Origin of the sequence: Anaeromyxobacter sp. SG17 (assembly GCF_022690695.1) — a bacterium.
Classification (GTDB): Bacteria; Myxococcota; Myxococcia; order Myxococcales; family Anaeromyxobacteraceae; genus Anaeromyxobacter; species Anaeromyxobacter soli.
In genome coordinates this window covers 50,662-64,429 of record NZ_JALCYX010000018.1, presented here as the reverse complement: position 1 = coordinate 64,429, position 13,768 = coordinate 50,662, and the positions used below count along the sequence as shown (strand labels likewise).

Here is a 13,768-nt window from a genome sequence, read left to right as displayed (position 1 = left end):
CGATGAGCGAGGTTCGCACGATCGAGGCGGCCCGGAGAGGCTCGTGATCCTGGCAGGGGACATCGGCGGGACGAACGCCCGCCTCGCCACCTTCGACGTCCGGGGCGGACGGCCCGCGCTGCGCGCCCTCCGGATCTACCCGAGCGACCGCTTCGGCCGCCTCGAGGAGATCCTGGAGCGCTTCCTGCGCGAGGAGGGCGGCTCCATCGACTCGGCGGCGTTCGGCGTGGCCGGGCCGCTGCGGGCCGGCGTCGTCGTGACCACGAACCTGCCCTGGGTGGTCGACGCGGATGGCCTCGCGGCGGCGCTCGGGCTCGCCGAGGTCGTGCTCATGAACGACCTCGAGGCGCTCGCGTGGTCACTGGACGTGCTCGGCGCGGACGCGCTCGGGACGATCCACGCGGGCCGCCCGGACCCGTCCGCGGCGCGGGCCGTGATCGCGGCGGGGACGGGGCTCGGCGAGGCGGCGCTCCTGTCCATCTCCGGCCGCCTCGTCGCGCTCCCAAGCGAGGGGGGGCACGCGGACTTCGCGCCGCGCACCGACCTCGAGATCGAGCTCCTCCGCTGGCTCCGGGCGCGCCACGGCCGCGTGAGCTGGGAGCGCGTGCTCTCCGGCCCCGGGCTCGGCGACGCGTACCGCTTCCTCCGCGAGCGGAGCGGGGTCCCGGAGCCGCCGGAGCTCGCCCGCGCGATCGCCGGCGCGGGCGCGGCGAAGGCCGTGTCGTCGGCCGCGCTCGAGGGGCGCGATCCCGTCTGCGCGGCGGCGCTCGATCTGTTCGCCTCGGCGTACGCCGCCGAGGCGGGGAACCTCGCCCTCCGCGTGCTCGCGACGGGCGGCGTCTTCCTCGGCGGCGGCATCGCGCCGCACATCGTGCCGTGGCTCCGGCGCGGGGTGTTCCACGAGGTCTTCACGGGCAAGGGACGGCTCGCCGCGCTGCTCGAGGAGATCCCGGTCCACGTCATCCTCGACGACCGCGCCGGGCTCCTCGGCGCTGCGCGCCGGGCGATGGAGGTCCCGGCGCGCGGTTGAGAAGAGCGCACGGAGCGCGCGTCCGTGCGGGCGCTCGCGCACTCGCAGGACGATCCGGTACGCGAGCGCCGAGGGGATGCGATCGGCGCGCGTCGCATCCAGATCAGGAGCCGTGGTGGACCGCGATGTCGACCAGCTCTCGGTGGCGACGCTCCGCACCCTCGCCATGGACGCCGTCCAGAAGGCGCGCTCGGGCCACCCGGGCACGCCCATGGCCCTCGCGCCGGTGGGCTACGTGCTGTGGCAACGCTTCCTGCGCTACGACCCCGAGGATCCGGTCTGGCCGGACCGCGACCGCTTCGTGCTCTCGAACGGGCACGCGTCGATGCTCCTCTACGGGCTGCTCCACCTCGCGGGGGTGAAGGCCGTCGATCCCGACTACGAGACGCTGGGCCGGCTGGCCGTCGAGCTCGCGGACATCGAGCGCTTCCGCCAGCTCGACAGCAAGTGCCCCGGCCACCCCGAGTACCGGTGGACGAGCGGCGTCGAGGCGACGACCGGTCCGCTCGGGCAGGGCGTCGCGACGAGCGTCGGCCTCGCGATCGGCGGCCGCTGGCTCGCCGCCCGGTACAACCGCCCCGACCTCACGCTGTTCGACTACGACGTCTACGCGCTGTGCGGGGACGGCGACCTCATGGAGGGGATCTCCGAGGAGGCGGCGTCGCTCGCGGGCCACCTCCGGCTGCCGAACCTCTGCTGGATCTACGACAACAACCGGATCACCATCGAGGGGCGGACCGAGCTCGCCTTCAGCGAGGACGTGGCGTGCCGGTTCATCGCGCTCGGGTGGAGCGTGACGCGCGTGGGCGACGCGAACGACCTCGACGCGCTCGCTCGCGCGCTCGAGCAGTTCCGCGCGACCCGCGACCGCCCGACGCTGATCGTGGTGGACAGCCACATCGCCTGGGGCGCGCCGCGGAAGCAGGACACCTCCGAGGCGCACGGCGAGCCCCTCGGCGAGGACGAGGTCCGCGACACGAAGCGGCGCTACGGGTGGCCCGAGGACGGCCGGTTCCTCGTGCCGGAGGGAGTGCGCGAGAACTTCCGCGCGGGGATCGGGGCCCGCGGCGCGCGCCTGCGCGGGGCGTGGGAGCGGACGTTCGCCGCGTACCGGGCGCGCCACCCGGACCTCGCCGGCGAGCTCGACCGGATCCAGCGCCGCGAGCTGCCGGAGGCGTGGGACCGCGGGCTCCCGGCGTTCCCGGCCGACGCGAAGGGGATCGCCACGCGCGACGCGTCCGGGAAGGTCGCGACCGCCGTCGCCGCGAACGTCCCCTGGCTCCTCGGCGGCGCCGCCGATCTCGCGCCCTCCACGAAGACCCGCCTCACGCTCGACGGCGCCCTGGACCTCGAGGCGGACACCCCCGGCGGCAGGAACCTGCACTTCGGGATCCGCGAGCACGCCATGGGCGCGGTGACGAATGGCCTCTCGCTCACGAAGCTGCGCCCCTTCGAGGCGACCTTCCTCGTCTTCAGCGACTACATGCGCCCCGCGCTGCGGCTCTCCGCGCTCATGGAGCTGCCCGTCATCGCCGTCTTCACGCACGACTCCATCGGGCTCGGCGAGGACGGCCCCACGCACCAGCCCGTCGAGCACCTCGCCTCCCTCCGGGCGATCCCGGGCCTCGTCACGCTCCGCCCGGCGGACGCGAACGAGGTGGTGGAGGCCTGGCGCGTCGTGATGCAGCGGCGCTACGGCCCGGTGGCCCTCGTGCTCACCCGCCAGCCGGTGCCGATCCTCGATCGCACCCGCTACGCCCCGGCGTCGGGACTCGCGCGCGGCGCCTACGTGCTCGCCGACGCCCCCGGCGGGCGCCCCGCGCTGCTGCTCCTCGCCACCGGGAGCGAGGTGCACCTCGCCCTCGCGGCATGGGAGACGCTCTCGGCGCGGGGCGTCCGCGCGCGCGTGGTGAGCATGCCGTCGTTCGAGCTCTTCGAGCAGCAGCCGCCGGAGTACCGCGCGAGCGTGCTCCCACCCGAGGTGAAGGCGCGCGTCGCGGTTGAGCAGGCCTCCACGTTCGGCTGGGATCGCTACGTGGGGAGCGAAGGCGCCGTCGTCGGGATGCGCACCTTCGGCGCCTCCGCGCCGCTCAAGGCGCTGCAGACGCGCTTCGGGTTCACGCCGGACGCGATCGTCTCGACCGCGAGCGCGCTCCTCGCGCGCGGGGAGGGCTAGCGCCCGTGCGCGTCGCCCTCGCCGCCGACCACGCCGGCTTCGCCCTGAAGGAGGCGCTGCGCGAGGACCTCGCCGCCGGCGGCCACGAGGTCGTCGATCTCGCCCCGCGCGCGCCGGGGCCGGAGGACGACTACCCGGAGCACGCGGTGCGGGTGGGCGAGGCCGTCCGGTCCGGCCGGGCCGAGCGCGGCGTCCTCGTGTGCGGGAGCGGCGTGGGGGTGGCCATCGCCGCGAACAAGCTGCCGGGCGTCTACGCCGGCGTGTGCCACGACACCTACTCGGCGCACCAGGGCGTCGAGCACGACGCGATGAACGTCCTCGCGCTCGGGGCGCGCGTCGTCGGGGAGGCGCTCGCGCGGGAGATCGTCCGGGCCTTCCTCGGCGCCCGCCCCTCCGCCGAGGAGCGGCACCGCCGGCGGGTCTCGCTGACGCGCTCCATCGAGGCGCGGGCGCTGCAAGGAGGCGCACATGATCGAGCCGATCCGTGAGCTCGCGAGGTACGGGCAGAGCCTCTGGTACGACGGGCTGAAGCGGGATCTCCTCCGCACCGGGTCGCTCGCGCGGCTCGTCGAGGACGGCGTCCGCGGGCTCACCACGAACCCGTCCATCTACGAGAAGGCGATCGCGGGCACCGCCGACTACGACGCCGACATCGCCGCGCTGGGGCGGGGGACCGCGGACGCGAAGGCGATCTTCGAGGCGCTGGCGCTCCAGGACCTGCGCGCGGCGGCCGATCTCCTGCGCCCGGTCTGGGACGCGATGGACGGGCGCGACGGCTTCGTGAGCCTGGAGGTCTCGCCGCTCCTGGCGAAGGACACGCGAGGGACGATCGAGGAGGGCCTCCGCCTGTGGAGGGCGCTCTCGCGACCGAACGTCTTCATCAAGGTCCCGGGCACGCCCGAGGGCATGCCGGCCATCGAGGCGCTGGCCGCCGAGGGCGTGAACGTGAACGTCACGCTGCTGTTCGCGCGCTCGGCGTACCGACTGGCCGCGGAGGCCTGGATGGCCGGGCTCGAGGCGCGCGCGGCCAGGGGAGAGGAGCTCTCGCGGGCGGCGAGCGTGGCGAGCTTCTTCGTCTCGCGGATCGACACCGCGGTGGACCGCCGGCTCGACGCGCTGGCCGGCCGCGCGGCGGGGCCGAGCGAGCGCGAGCGCATCGTGGCGCTCCGCGGCAAGGCCGGCATCGCCAACGCGAAGCTGGCCTACCAGGACTACAAGGCCCTCGTCGCGACCGGGCGCTGGCAGCGGCTCGCGGCCCGCGGCGCCCGCACGCAGCGCGTGCTCTTCGCGAGCACGAGCGTGAAGGATCCGCGCTACCCGGAGCTCATGTACGTCGAGGCGCTGGTCGGCCCGGACACGGTGGACACGGTGCCGCCGGACACGCTCGAGGCCCTCCGCCGCGGCCTCACGGTGCGCCCCACGCTCGAGGAGGACGTGCCGGGAGCCCACGCCGACCTCACGGCGCTGAGGGCGCTCGGGATCTCGATGGACGCGGTCACGGACGAGGTGCTCGCGGAGGGGGTCCGGAAGTTCGCCGAGCCGTTCCAGGCGCTCCTCGCCACGATCGAGGCGCGGCGCGCGGGGCTCGGCGCGCCCGCGGCCCCATGAGAGGAGACGGCGCGATGCAGCTCGGGATGGTCGGGCTCGGGCGGATGGGATCGAACATGGCGCGGCGCCTCCTGCGCGCCGGTCACCGCGTCGTCGCGTACGACCGCGACCCCGCGGCGGGAGCGGCCCTGGAGCGGGAGGGAGCGGCCGCGGCGCCGTCGCTCGAGGCGCTCGTCGGCCGCCTCGCTTCTCCGCGGGCGGTCTGGGTCATGCTGCCCGCGGGAGCGCCCACCGAGGAGACGGTCTCGGCGCTGGCGGACCGGCTGCAGGCGGGCGACGTGGTCGTGGACGGGGGCAACTCCTGGTTCAAGGACGACGTGCGGCGGGCAGGGCGCCTCGCGGCGAAGGGCGTCCGGTACGTGGACGTCGGCACGAGCGGCGGCGTCTTCGGGCTCGAGCGCGGGTACAGCCTGATGATCGGCGGGGACGCCGAGGCGGTCCGCCTCCTCGAGCCGGTCTTCCGCTCGCTCGCGCCGGGGCGCGCCGCGGTGCCGGCCACGCCCGGCCGCGAGGGCCGGACGGGCACCGCCGACGACGGCTGGCTCCACTGCGGTCCGGCGGGCGCCGGGCACTTCGTGAAGATGGTCCACAACGGCATCGAGTACGCCCTCATGCAGGCGTTCGCCGAGGGGTTCGACATCCTGCGCGGCGCCGCCGGGGACGAGGTGCCCGAGGAGCTCCGCTACCGGCTCGATCTCGCCGAGGTGGCCGAGGTCTGGAGACGCGGCAGCGTCGTCTCCTCCTGGCTCCTCGACCTCGCCGCCGCGGCCCTCGCGCAGGACCCCGGGCTCGACGCGTTCGGGGGCAGGGTGCCGGACTCCGGCGAGGGGCGCTGGACGGTGCAGGCCGCCGTGGAGGAGGCGGTCCCGGCGACCGTCATCTCCGCGGCGCTCTACGCCCGGTTCCGCTCGAGGCAGGACCACACGTTCGGCGAGAAGCTCCTCTCGGCGATGCGGCGGCAATTCGGCGGCCACGCGGAGGCCCCGCCGCCGAGCGCGCCCGGGTCGGCGCCGGGGACCTCCCGGGAGCGACGGCGATGAGCGAGCCCGAGGCGCGGATCGCGCCCGACGAGGGAGGCAAGCCGAAGCCGGCTCCGCTCGAGCGACCGGCCGACCCCGCCGCGCTCGTGATCTTCGGAGGCACGGGCGATCTCGCGCGCCGCAAGCTCTTCCCCTCGCTGTGGAACCTGTGGTCGAACGGGCTCTTGCCCGAGGACTTCGCCATCATCGGCGTCGGGCGCAAGGTCGCCTCCGACACCGCGTACCGCGAGGCGATCGGCGCGAGCGTGCGCGAGGTCGCGGCGTGCCCGCCGGAGGACGAGCGCAGCTTCGACGGCTTCGTCGAGCGGATGTGCGTCGTGCAGGGCGCGTTCGAGGACCCCGCCACCTACGGGTGGCTGAAGGCCCGCCTCGCCGAGGTGTCCGCGCGCCACCGGACCGGCGGGAACGTCCTCTTCTACCTCGCGACGCCGCCCGCGGCGTTCGGGACGATCGTCCGCCGCCTGGAGGCCGCGGGGCTCACCCGCGAGGCGCAGGGGTGGCGGCGCGTGGTCGTGGAGAAGCCGTTCGGGCGCGATCTCGCCTCGGCGAAGGCCCTCGGCGCGGAGCTGCACGCGGTGCTGCGCGAAGATCAGATCTTCCGGATCGATCACTACCTCGGGAAGGAGACGGTCCAGAACATCCTCGTCTTCCGCTTCGGGAACGGCGTGTTCGAGCCCATCTGGAACCGCCGCTACGTCGACCACGTCCAGATCACCGTGGCGGAGGACCTCGGGATGGAGGGGCGCGGCTCCTATTACGAGAGCGCGGGGGCGCTGCGGGACGTCCTCCAGAACCACGTCCTCCAGCTCGTCACGCTCGTCGCCATGGAGCCACTCGCGAGCCTCGACGCCGACGCGGTCCACGCCGAGAAGGTGAAGGTGCTCCAGACGATCCGGGCGACGGGCGCCGTCCGCGGGCAGTACGGGGAGGGGACGATCGGCGGGGCGCGCGTGCCCGGCTACCGGTCGGAGCCGGACGTGGACCCGCAGTCGACGATCGAGACCTACGCGGCCGTGCGGCTCGACCTGGACAGCTGGCGCTGGTCCGGGGTGCCCTTCTACGTCAGATCGGGCAAGCGGCTCGCGCGCCGCTGCACCGAGATCGTGGTCCAGTTCCGGAAGCCGCCGCTCACGCTCTTCCAGCAGTCGGGCGTCGCGGAGCTCGAGCCGAACCGGCTCCACATCCACATCCAGCCCGACGAGGCGATCTCCTTCGACATCAAGGCGAAGGCGCCGGGCGCCGCCATCCGGGTCGAGGACGTGCGGCTCTCCTTCGACTACGGGAGCATCGGCGAGGGGTGCGCGGCGACGGGGTACGAGCGGCTCCTGTACGACGCGCTGGTGGGCGACTCGACGCTCTTCCACCGCGCCGACATGGTCGAGGCGGCGTGGCGGATCATGACCCCGATCCTCGACGCGTGGTCGAGCCGCCCCGCCCCCGACTTCCCGAACTACGCCGCCGGCTCCTGGGGGCCTCCGGCGGCGGACACGCTCCTGCGCCGCGACGGGCGGCGCTGGGTGGTGGGCTGAGGGCGGGCCGCGTGGGCGCGGAGGGGGACACGTCCGGGCGGGAGGTGCGGGTCCTCGACGACCACGTCGCGCTCGCTCGCGCCGCCGCCGACGAGTGGCGCCTCCGGGCCCTCGCGGCGGTGGCCGCGTCGGGGCGCTTCGCGGTCGCGCTCTCCGGCGGCGCGACCCCGCGCGCGGTCTACGCGCTGCTCGCCGATCCCGCCGCCCCCTACCGCGACGCGCTCCCGTGGGCGCGCACGCACGTGTTCTTCGGGGACGAGCGGGCGGTGCCGCCGGATGACCCGCGGTCGAACTACGGCATGGCGCGCGGCGCGCTCCTCTCGTCCGTGGCGCTCCCGCCGGAGAACGTCCACCGGATCCGCGGGGAGGACGAGCCCGGCGCGGCCGCCCGCTCCTACGAGGACGCGCTGCGCGCCTTCTTCGGCGTCGCGCCCCGCTTCGATCTCCTGCTGCTCGGGATGGGCGCGGACGGTCACACCGCCTCGCTGTTCCCGGGGAGCCCCGCGATCGACGAGCCGTCGCGGCTCGTGGCCGCGGTGCCCGCGCCCGCCGCGGGCCCCGCCCGCATCACGCTCACCCTGCGCGCGCTGCAGGCGGCGGCGCGCGCCGTCTTCCTCGTCTCGGGCGCGCAGAAGGCGCCGGCGCTCGCGCGCGTGCTCTCCGGCGCGAGCGGGGCGGAGGCGCTCCCCGCGGCGCGCGTCCGGCCGGCGCACGGCTCGGTCCTCTGGCTCGTCGACCGCGCCGCAGCGCCCTTCCTCCCGGCGCCTTGACCGCCGCCGGCGCGCGCGCCCGACCGCGCGCGGTTCCCGCCAAGGCAGCAACCGCGCAAAGGCGACGAGGGCCCCGCGCGAGCCGCGATCGCGAGGGCCTCCTCGCCCTAGGTTCATCGCGCCCGTACGGGCGGGAGGGACTCGAGATGCGCGTTTCGAAGCGTGGGTTCGTGGCGGCGATCGCCTCCGCCGCCGTCCTGGGGCTCGCCGGTGGCGCGCGGGCGGCCGGCGACACGGTCACGGTGGCGAAGAGCGACAAGGTCGGGAGCTACCTCACCGACGACAAGGGCATGACGCTCTACGTGTTCAAGATGGACGCGGGCGGGAAGAGCGCGTGCGCGGGGCCGTGCGTCGCGAACTGGCCGATCTACTACCGCGAGAAGGTCGAGCCGGCGGGGGGGCCGAGCGCGGGCGACTTCGGCACCATCACGCGTGAGGACGGCAAGAAGCAGACGACGTACAAGGGCAAGCCGCTCTACACGTTCGTCGGGGACAAGAAGCCGGGCGACACGAATGGGCAGGGCGTGAAGGACGTCTGGGTGGTCGCGGCGCCTTGAGTCACGCGTACTGCGCGATCCCGTTCCCGAACGACCAGTTCTCCTTCACCACCTCCACGAGGGAGACGAGGACGTCCTCCCTTCGGACCCCGGGTGACGTGGAGAGCAGCTCGGCGATCCGGGCGTAGAGCGCCTTCTTCATCTCCACGGTCCGTCCCGTGTTGAGCGTGATCTGCACGACGACGAGATCGTCGCTCCGCGCGATGTCGAGATAGGACCGGTCGTAGACGAGCCCCGCGGCGTCGTGCTCGGTGATGACCTGGAAGCGATCCTTCGCGGGGACGTTCATCGTCTCCACCATGGCGCGGTGGACCGCGTCGCCGAGGGCGGTGCGGTAGGCCTCCGGCTTTCCGGCTCTGAGCGAGATGCGAACGAGCGGCATCGGGATCTCCTGGGGAAAGGACCGGGGATCTATCGCCACGCATCCCCCTGCCGAGGGCCGCACTTGGGGCACGTGGAGCGTCCCTGACGCGCCCGGCCGGCTCCGCCGCTCCTCCCGTCGGCCGAACCCACGAGAGCTGGCGTTCCCGGGCGCCGAAAGCTCGACGGCCGCAGGACGGGGCGTAGCGTTGAGCTCGGCGTCCGAGGGGAGGACGGCATGGTCGAGCGGACGGGTGGCGTGGTGATGGTGGTCGACGACGACGAGGACCTCCGGGAGCTCGTCGTCCAGGTCCTGACCGACGCGGGCTTCGAGACGGTGACGGCGAGGCACGGGCGCGAGGCCCTCGCTCGGCTCAAGGCGGGCGAGCTCACGCCCGAGCTCATCCTGCTCGACCTCGAGATGCCGGTCATGTCCGGCTGGGAGTTCCGCCGCGAGCAGCTGCGCGACCCCGTGCTCGCCCAGGTGCCGGTGCTCGTCACCTCGTCGGCCGAGCCCGGCGCGCTCGCCGCGAGCGGATACCTGGCCAAGCCGTACGCCGCTTCCGACCTCCTCCGCGCCGTCGCCGCAGTCCGGGCCGGCCGCGCGATCGCGGCCTGAGCCGCGCGCGCCGCCCGGCGGCTCGCTCGCTCGCCCGGCCGCCGGCCGCTCAATCCTTCCGGGGGCGGGTCCGCTCGCCGAGCAGCGCCTCGACCTCCGCGGCCGATCCCAGCTCCACGGCGCGCTGCGCGAGCTCCCGGGCCGCGTCGAGGCGGGTCTCGCGGATGGCGTTCTTCACCTCGAGCATCTCGCCCGGGGCGACGCTGAACGCGCGCAGGCCGAGGCCGAGGAGGAGCTCGGTGTGGAGCGGATCGCCGGCCATCTCGCCGCAGATGGTGAGCTCACGGGCGGCGGCCTCCGCGGCCTCCGCGACGGAGCGGATGAGGCGCAGCACTCCCGGGTGCAGGGGCTGGTAGTAGGGGGCGATGGTCTCGTCCTCGCGATCGGCCGCGAGCACGTACTGCACGAGGTCGTTCGTCCCGAGGCTCAGGAACTCGACCTCCCGCGCCAGCGTGCGCGCCATCAGCGCCGCCGAGGGGACCTCGATCATCGCGCCCAGCGGGACGTCGGGGTTGAAGCGCAGGCCCTCGGCGGCGAGCTCCGCCTGCACCTGCCTCACCATCCGGCGGGCTTCCCGGACCTCTTCCAGCCCGCCGACGACGGGGAGCAGGATGGAGGCCGGGTGGTCCGCGCTGACGCGCAGGAACGCCCGCAGCTGCGGCTTCAGCACCTCGGGGTGGCGGAGCAGGAGCCGGACACCGCGCTGCGCGAGCGAGGGGTTGCGGGCGGGCGGCAGGGGGAAGTACGGCAGGACCTTGTCGCCGCCGAGGTCGAGGAGACGGAAGACGACCTTCCGCGGGTGGAAGCGCTCCGCCGCCCGCGCGAGGTACTCGTACTGCTCCTCCTCGGTGGGGAACGCCGGGCGGATCGAGAACGCGAACTCGGTGCGGTAGAGGCCGATCCCCTCGGCCTCGAAGCGCAGCGCGGACTCCGTGTCCGCGAGCTTGTTCACGTTGGCGTAGAGCGGGACCGCCGTGCCGTCGCGCGTCACCGAGGGCACGCCGACGAGGTGCGTGAGCTCCTCCTTGCCGGCGCGGAGCTCCGCCTCCAGACGATCGTACTCGCGCTCCAGCGCCGGCTCGGGGTTGACGAAGACCACGCCCCCGATGCCGTCCACGATCAGCCGATCTCCCGTCCTGATCCGGAGCGACGCCTCGGGCACCCCGGCGACGGCGGGGGTCCCCAGGGAGCGCGCCAGGATCGAGCTGTGCGAGAACCGGTTGCCCCGCTCCGTCACGAGGCCGCCGACGCGGTCGAGCTCGAGGCGCGCCGTCACGGACGGCAGGAGCTCCTCCGTCACGATGATGGCGCCCGCGGGGATGACGAGGCTCGAGGGGCCCCGGCGCTCGATGAGCGTCGACAGGACCCGGCGGCCCACGTCGCGGACGTCGGCCGCGCGCTCGCGGAGGTAGGCGTCCGGGATCGCCTCGATGATCCGCAGGTACTCGTCGATCACCTCCGAGAGCGCCGCCTCGACGTTGATGAGCTTCTCCCGGACCCGGCGGAGGACCCGGTCGCGCAGCTCCGGATCGTCCACCGCGAGCGCCTGGGCACCGAAGATGTCGGCCTGGCTCTGGCCGAGCCGCTCGGTCACGTCCGCCTGGAGCGCGGCCAGCTCCGCGCCGGCGGTGGCCAGGGCTGCGTCCAGGCGCAGCCGCTCGCCCTCCACCTCGGACGGGTGGATGCTGCGCCGGGGGGCCGCGGACCGGTAGCCGCACGCGATGACGAGGGCCTTGCCCCGCGCGACTCCCGGCGACACGCCCGTGCCTCTGAGCATCTGAGGGATCCTTTCCTCGCTCATAAGCGGCGGCGGGCCGCGGCCGCCACGAAGACGGGCCGCGCCGTCCGCCCCCGCTCCCCACCCGGTCGGGCGCGCGAGCGACCGGGGAGCCCGCCTCGCGTGGGCCCGAGCGTGCACGGACATGGGGCGCGCCGCTGCCGCCGGGCCGCGCCCGGCCTTATCGAGCAGGGAGATGGAGCTCCTGCTCATTCGCCACGCCATCGCCGAGCGGGCCTCGTCGCGCGGCGAGGCGGCCGACGCGCGCCGGCCGCTGACGGCCGAGGGACGCCGGCGCATGGCCCGGGGTGCGCGGGGGCTCATGGCGCTCGTCGCGGAGCTCGACGCCGTCGTCCCGAGCCCCCTCGTCCGGGCCGTCGAGACGGCGCGGATCGTCGCGGAGGCGTTCGAGCTCTCGCCCGAGGAAGGGCTCCCGGCGCTCGCGCCGGGCCATCCGCCCCAGGAGCTGCTCGAGTGGCTCCGCGCGTCGCGCCACGGCGGCACCGTCGCGCTCGTCGGGCACGAGCCGCACCTCTCTGGCCTCGCGGCGCTCCTCGTCGCCGGCGATCCCGAGCCGCTGTTCACCTTTCGCAAAGGTGGCGCGTGCCTCCTCGAGCTCGACGGCGCCCCGCGGCCGGGGGGCGGGCGGCTGCGCTGGCTCGCGACGGCGAGGCTCTTGCGCCTGCTCGGGGCGCGGAAGGCGAGGTGACGCGCACCGTCGAGCGCGTCCAGGGAGGCGCTCGCTCGCCGCCCGCCTCGCCGGTGGCGGGTCAGGACGCCGGACCGCAGATTCGAGGCATGCCCATCTCGTCCGTTCCCGCCCGCACGGAGGGCGGATTCCACGTCGTCGTCGAGGCGCCGCGCGGCGCGACGCTCAAGCTCAAGCACGATCCGGAGCTCGACGTGATGATCGGCCACCGGCCGCTGCCGCTCGGGTTCGCCTACCCGTACGACTGGGGCTTCGTGCCGGGGACGAACGCCTCCGACGGCGACCCGGTGGACGCGCTCGTCTACTGGGACGTCGCGAGCTACCCCGGCGTCGTCCTCCGCTGCCGCGCACTCGGGGTCCTCGCGCTCGAGCAGGACGCGAAGGGCGGAGGACGGGAGCGGAACGACCGGATCCTCGCGCTCCCGCTCGTCCACCCCCGCGGCGCCGCGCTGCGCACGCATCGGGACCTCGACGGCCGGGTGCTCGAGGAGATCGAGCACTTCTTCACGTCGTCCGTGTTCTTCGAGCCGAAGAACCCCCGCGTCCTCGGATGGCACGGGCCCGAGGACGTGGAGCGGCTCCTCGCCGGGAGCTAGCGCGTGGCGAAGCCGACGGAGATCCCCGGGCTCGAGCCCGGCACGCCGCTCTCCGTGGCGGGTCCGCTCCTCGTCCGCGCGCGCCTCGACGACGTGCGCCGGTACGAGGCCGCGGCCGTGGGGACGGGCGAAGGCGAGCCGGACGTGGACGCGGTGCACGACATGCGGATCGCGTCGCGGCGGCTGCGCGCCGCGCTCCAGCTCTTCGGCCGCGGCGACCTCGCGGCGCTCGAGGACGAGGTGAAGGCGCTCCAGGACGCGCTCGGCGAGGTCCGTGACGGCCAGGTGCAGCGGCGCTGGTTCGAGCGGCACGCCCGGAAGCAGGATGGCGGCGGACGGCTCGCGGCGTGGGCCGGCGGAGGCCTGCCGAGGGCCAGCAAGCGGCTGCGCCGCGCGATCCGTGGCTGGCAGGGCGCCGTCGCGCCCTCGATCGCGCGCGCCGCGGAGGACGCGGCGGGGAAGGGGCGGCTCCAGGGGAAGCGGCTCGCGAAGGAGGTGAGGGCGCGGCTCGCGACCCTGAAGCGCCGCCTCGCGGCCGCGCGGGACGCGCGATCGCCACGGAAGGTGCACCGCCTCCGCATCGCGGCGAAGAAGCTCCGCTACGTCGCCGAGCTCGTGGAGCCCGGCTTCCCGGGCGCGGCGAAGGGGATGCTCGCCGCGCTCGTGCCGCTCCAGGAGCGGCTCGGCGATCTCCACGACACGGACGTGCGGATCGAGCGGCTCGAGCGCCTCGCCCGCCGGGGCCAGCGGCGCGAGCGCCGGGCCGCGCGCGCGACGCTCGCCGTCCTCCACGAGGAGCGCGCCCGCGAGGCCCGGGCGCTCCGGCGCGAGCTCTCGCGGTGGCGGGAGGAGAGGGTGGTCCGGGCGCTGCGGCGCGGGTTCTCGCGCGGCGGGCGGCGCGTGAAGCTCAGGGTGAAGGTCGCGGCGGCGGCGAACGGGCACGCGGCGGACGCGCCGGCGGCGTGACGACGCGGCTCGAGGTCGCGGTCGCGGCTCG

At 75.0% G+C, this 13,768-nt stretch carries 14 protein-coding genes; 12 read left to right on the top strand and 2 right to left on the bottom strand.

Going from position 1 to position 13,768, the window contains the following annotated elements; genetic code table 11:
* The first annotated feature begins 43 nt into the window (after window positions 1-43).
* The 8 genes from glk to MNY60_RS09515 all read left to right on the top strand — a co-directional run bounded on the left by glk (window position 44) and on the right by MNY60_RS09515 (window position 8,710).
* Window positions 44-1,030, top strand: a complete 987-nt coding sequence (gene glk, locus MNY60_RS09550) for a glucokinase (protein ID WP_242360508.1) — start codon at window positions 44-46, stop codon at window positions 1,028-1,030.
* 76 nt (window positions 1,031-1,106) lie between these two features.
* Complete coding sequence (tkt, locus tag MNY60_RS09545; protein ID WP_374109399.1) at window positions 1,107-3,206, top strand: transketolase; 2,100 nt, start codon at window positions 1,107-1,109, stop codon at window positions 3,204-3,206.
* Between the two features lie 5 nt (window positions 3,207-3,211).
* On the top strand, window positions 3,212-3,694 hold the full coding sequence (locus tag MNY60_RS09540; RefSeq protein ID WP_242360507.1) for an RpiB/LacA/LacB family sugar-phosphate isomerase: 483 nt from the start codon (window positions 3,212-3,214) through the stop codon (window positions 3,692-3,694).
* Entirely contained in the window at window positions 3,675-4,814 is a 1,140-nt protein-coding gene (gene tal / locus MNY60_RS09535) for a transaldolase (RefSeq protein ID WP_242336304.1), read from the top strand. Before MNY60_RS09540 ends, tal begins: the two co-directional genes overlap by 20 nt.
* A 14-nt stretch (window positions 4,815-4,828) precedes the next feature.
* The gene (gnd, locus tag MNY60_RS09530) at window positions 4,829-5,854 is read left to right on the top strand and encodes a phosphogluconate dehydrogenase (NAD(+)-dependent, decarboxylating) (RefSeq protein ID WP_242360506.1); all 1,026 of its coding nucleotides are present in this window, start codon (window positions 4,829-4,831) and stop codon (window positions 5,852-5,854) included.
* A complete protein-coding gene (zwf, locus tag MNY60_RS09525) occupies window positions 5,851-7,383 on the top strand; it encodes a glucose-6-phosphate dehydrogenase (protein ID WP_242360505.1) in 1,533 nt (510 codons plus the stop codon). Before gnd ends, zwf begins: the two co-directional genes overlap by 4 nt.
* 11 nt (window positions 7,384-7,394) lie before the next feature.
* Window positions 7,395-8,153 (top strand): 6-phosphogluconolactonase, encoded by a 759-nt coding sequence (pgl, locus tag MNY60_RS09520; RefSeq protein ID WP_242360504.1) that lies wholly within the window; start codon window positions 7,395-7,397, stop codon window positions 8,151-8,153.
* Between the two features lie 146 nt (window positions 8,154-8,299).
* A complete protein-coding gene (locus MNY60_RS09515) occupies window positions 8,300-8,710 on the top strand; it encodes a hypothetical protein (protein ID WP_242360503.1) in 411 nt (136 codons plus the stop codon).
* Between the two features lies 1 nt (window position 8,711).
* Here the strand turns inward: MNY60_RS09515 and MNY60_RS09510 are convergent, their stop codons facing one another.
* A complete protein-coding gene (locus MNY60_RS09510) occupies window positions 8,712-9,092 on the bottom strand; it encodes a tautomerase family protein (RefSeq protein WP_242360502.1) in 381 nt (126 codons plus the stop codon).
* Between the two features lie 216 nt (window positions 9,093-9,308).
* On the opposite strand from MNY60_RS09510, the gene MNY60_RS09505 reads away from it, so the two are divergent.
* On the top strand, window positions 9,309-9,689 hold the full coding sequence (locus MNY60_RS09505) for a response regulator (protein WP_242336322.1): 381 nt from the start codon (window positions 9,309-9,311) through the stop codon (window positions 9,687-9,689).
* Between the two features lie 49 nt (window positions 9,690-9,738).
* On the opposite strand, the gene ptsP is transcribed toward MNY60_RS09505, so the two are convergent.
* Window positions 9,739-11,466 (bottom strand): phosphoenolpyruvate--protein phosphotransferase, encoded by a 1,728-nt coding sequence (gene ptsP, locus MNY60_RS09500; RefSeq protein WP_242360501.1) that lies wholly within the window; start codon window positions 11,464-11,466, stop codon window positions 9,739-9,741.
* Window positions 11,467-11,662: 196 nt separating this feature from the next.
* Between ptsP and sixA the strand changes: the two genes are divergently transcribed.
* The 3 genes from sixA to MNY60_RS09485 all read left to right on the top strand — a co-directional run bounded on the left by sixA (window position 11,663) and on the right by MNY60_RS09485 (window position 13,737).
* Complete coding sequence (sixA, locus tag MNY60_RS09495) at window positions 11,663-12,175, top strand: phosphohistidine phosphatase SixA (protein WP_242360500.1); 513 nt, start codon at window positions 11,663-11,665, stop codon at window positions 12,173-12,175.
* Between the two features lie 89 nt (window positions 12,176-12,264).
* Window positions 12,265-12,771: an inorganic diphosphatase gene (locus MNY60_RS09490; RefSeq protein ID WP_242360499.1), complete on the top strand. Its 507-nt coding sequence runs from the start codon at window positions 12,265-12,267 to the stop codon at window positions 12,769-12,771.
* Window positions 12,772-12,774: 3 nt separating this feature from the next.
* Complete coding sequence (locus tag MNY60_RS09485; RefSeq protein WP_242360498.1) at window positions 12,775-13,737, top strand: CHAD domain-containing protein; 963 nt, start codon at window positions 12,775-12,777, stop codon at window positions 13,735-13,737.
* Window positions 13,738-13,768 lie beyond the last annotated feature (31 nt).

Coding starts and splice junctions, on each gene's coding strand:
- MNY60_RS09515 (WP_242360503.1), top strand. CDS start 8,300: ATGCGCGTTTCGAAGCGTGGGTTCGTGGCGGCGATCGCCTCCGCCGCC.
- MNY60_RS09505 (WP_242336322.1), top strand. CDS start 9,309: ATGGTCGAGCGGACGGGTGGCGTGGTGATGGTGGTCGACGACGACGAG.
- gnd (WP_242360506.1), top strand. CDS start 4,829: ATGCAGCTCGGGATGGTCGGGCTCGGGCGGATGGGATCGAACATGGCG.
- ptsP (WP_242360501.1), bottom strand. CDS start 11,466: ATGCTCAGAGGCACGGGCGTGTCGCCGGGAGTCGCGCGGGGCAAGGCC.
- tkt (WP_374109399.1), top strand. CDS start 1,107: ATGCGATCGGCGCGCGTCGCATCCAGATCAGGAGCCGTGGTGGACCGC.
- tal (WP_242336304.1), top strand. CDS start 3,675: ATGATCGAGCCGATCCGTGAGCTCGCGAGGTACGGGCAGAGCCTCTGG.
- MNY60_RS09510 (WP_242360502.1), bottom strand. CDS start 9,092: ATGCCGCTCGTTCGCATCTCGCTCAGAGCCGGAAAGCCGGAGGCCTAC.
- sixA (WP_242360500.1), top strand. CDS start 11,663: ATGGAGCTCCTGCTCATTCGCCACGCCATCGCCGAGCGGGCCTCGTCG.
- zwf (WP_242360505.1), top strand. CDS start 5,851: ATGAGCGAGCCCGAGGCGCGGATCGCGCCCGACGAGGGAGGCAAGCCG.
- MNY60_RS09490 (WP_242360499.1), top strand. CDS start 12,265: ATGCCCATCTCGTCCGTTCCCGCCCGCACGGAGGGCGGATTCCACGTC.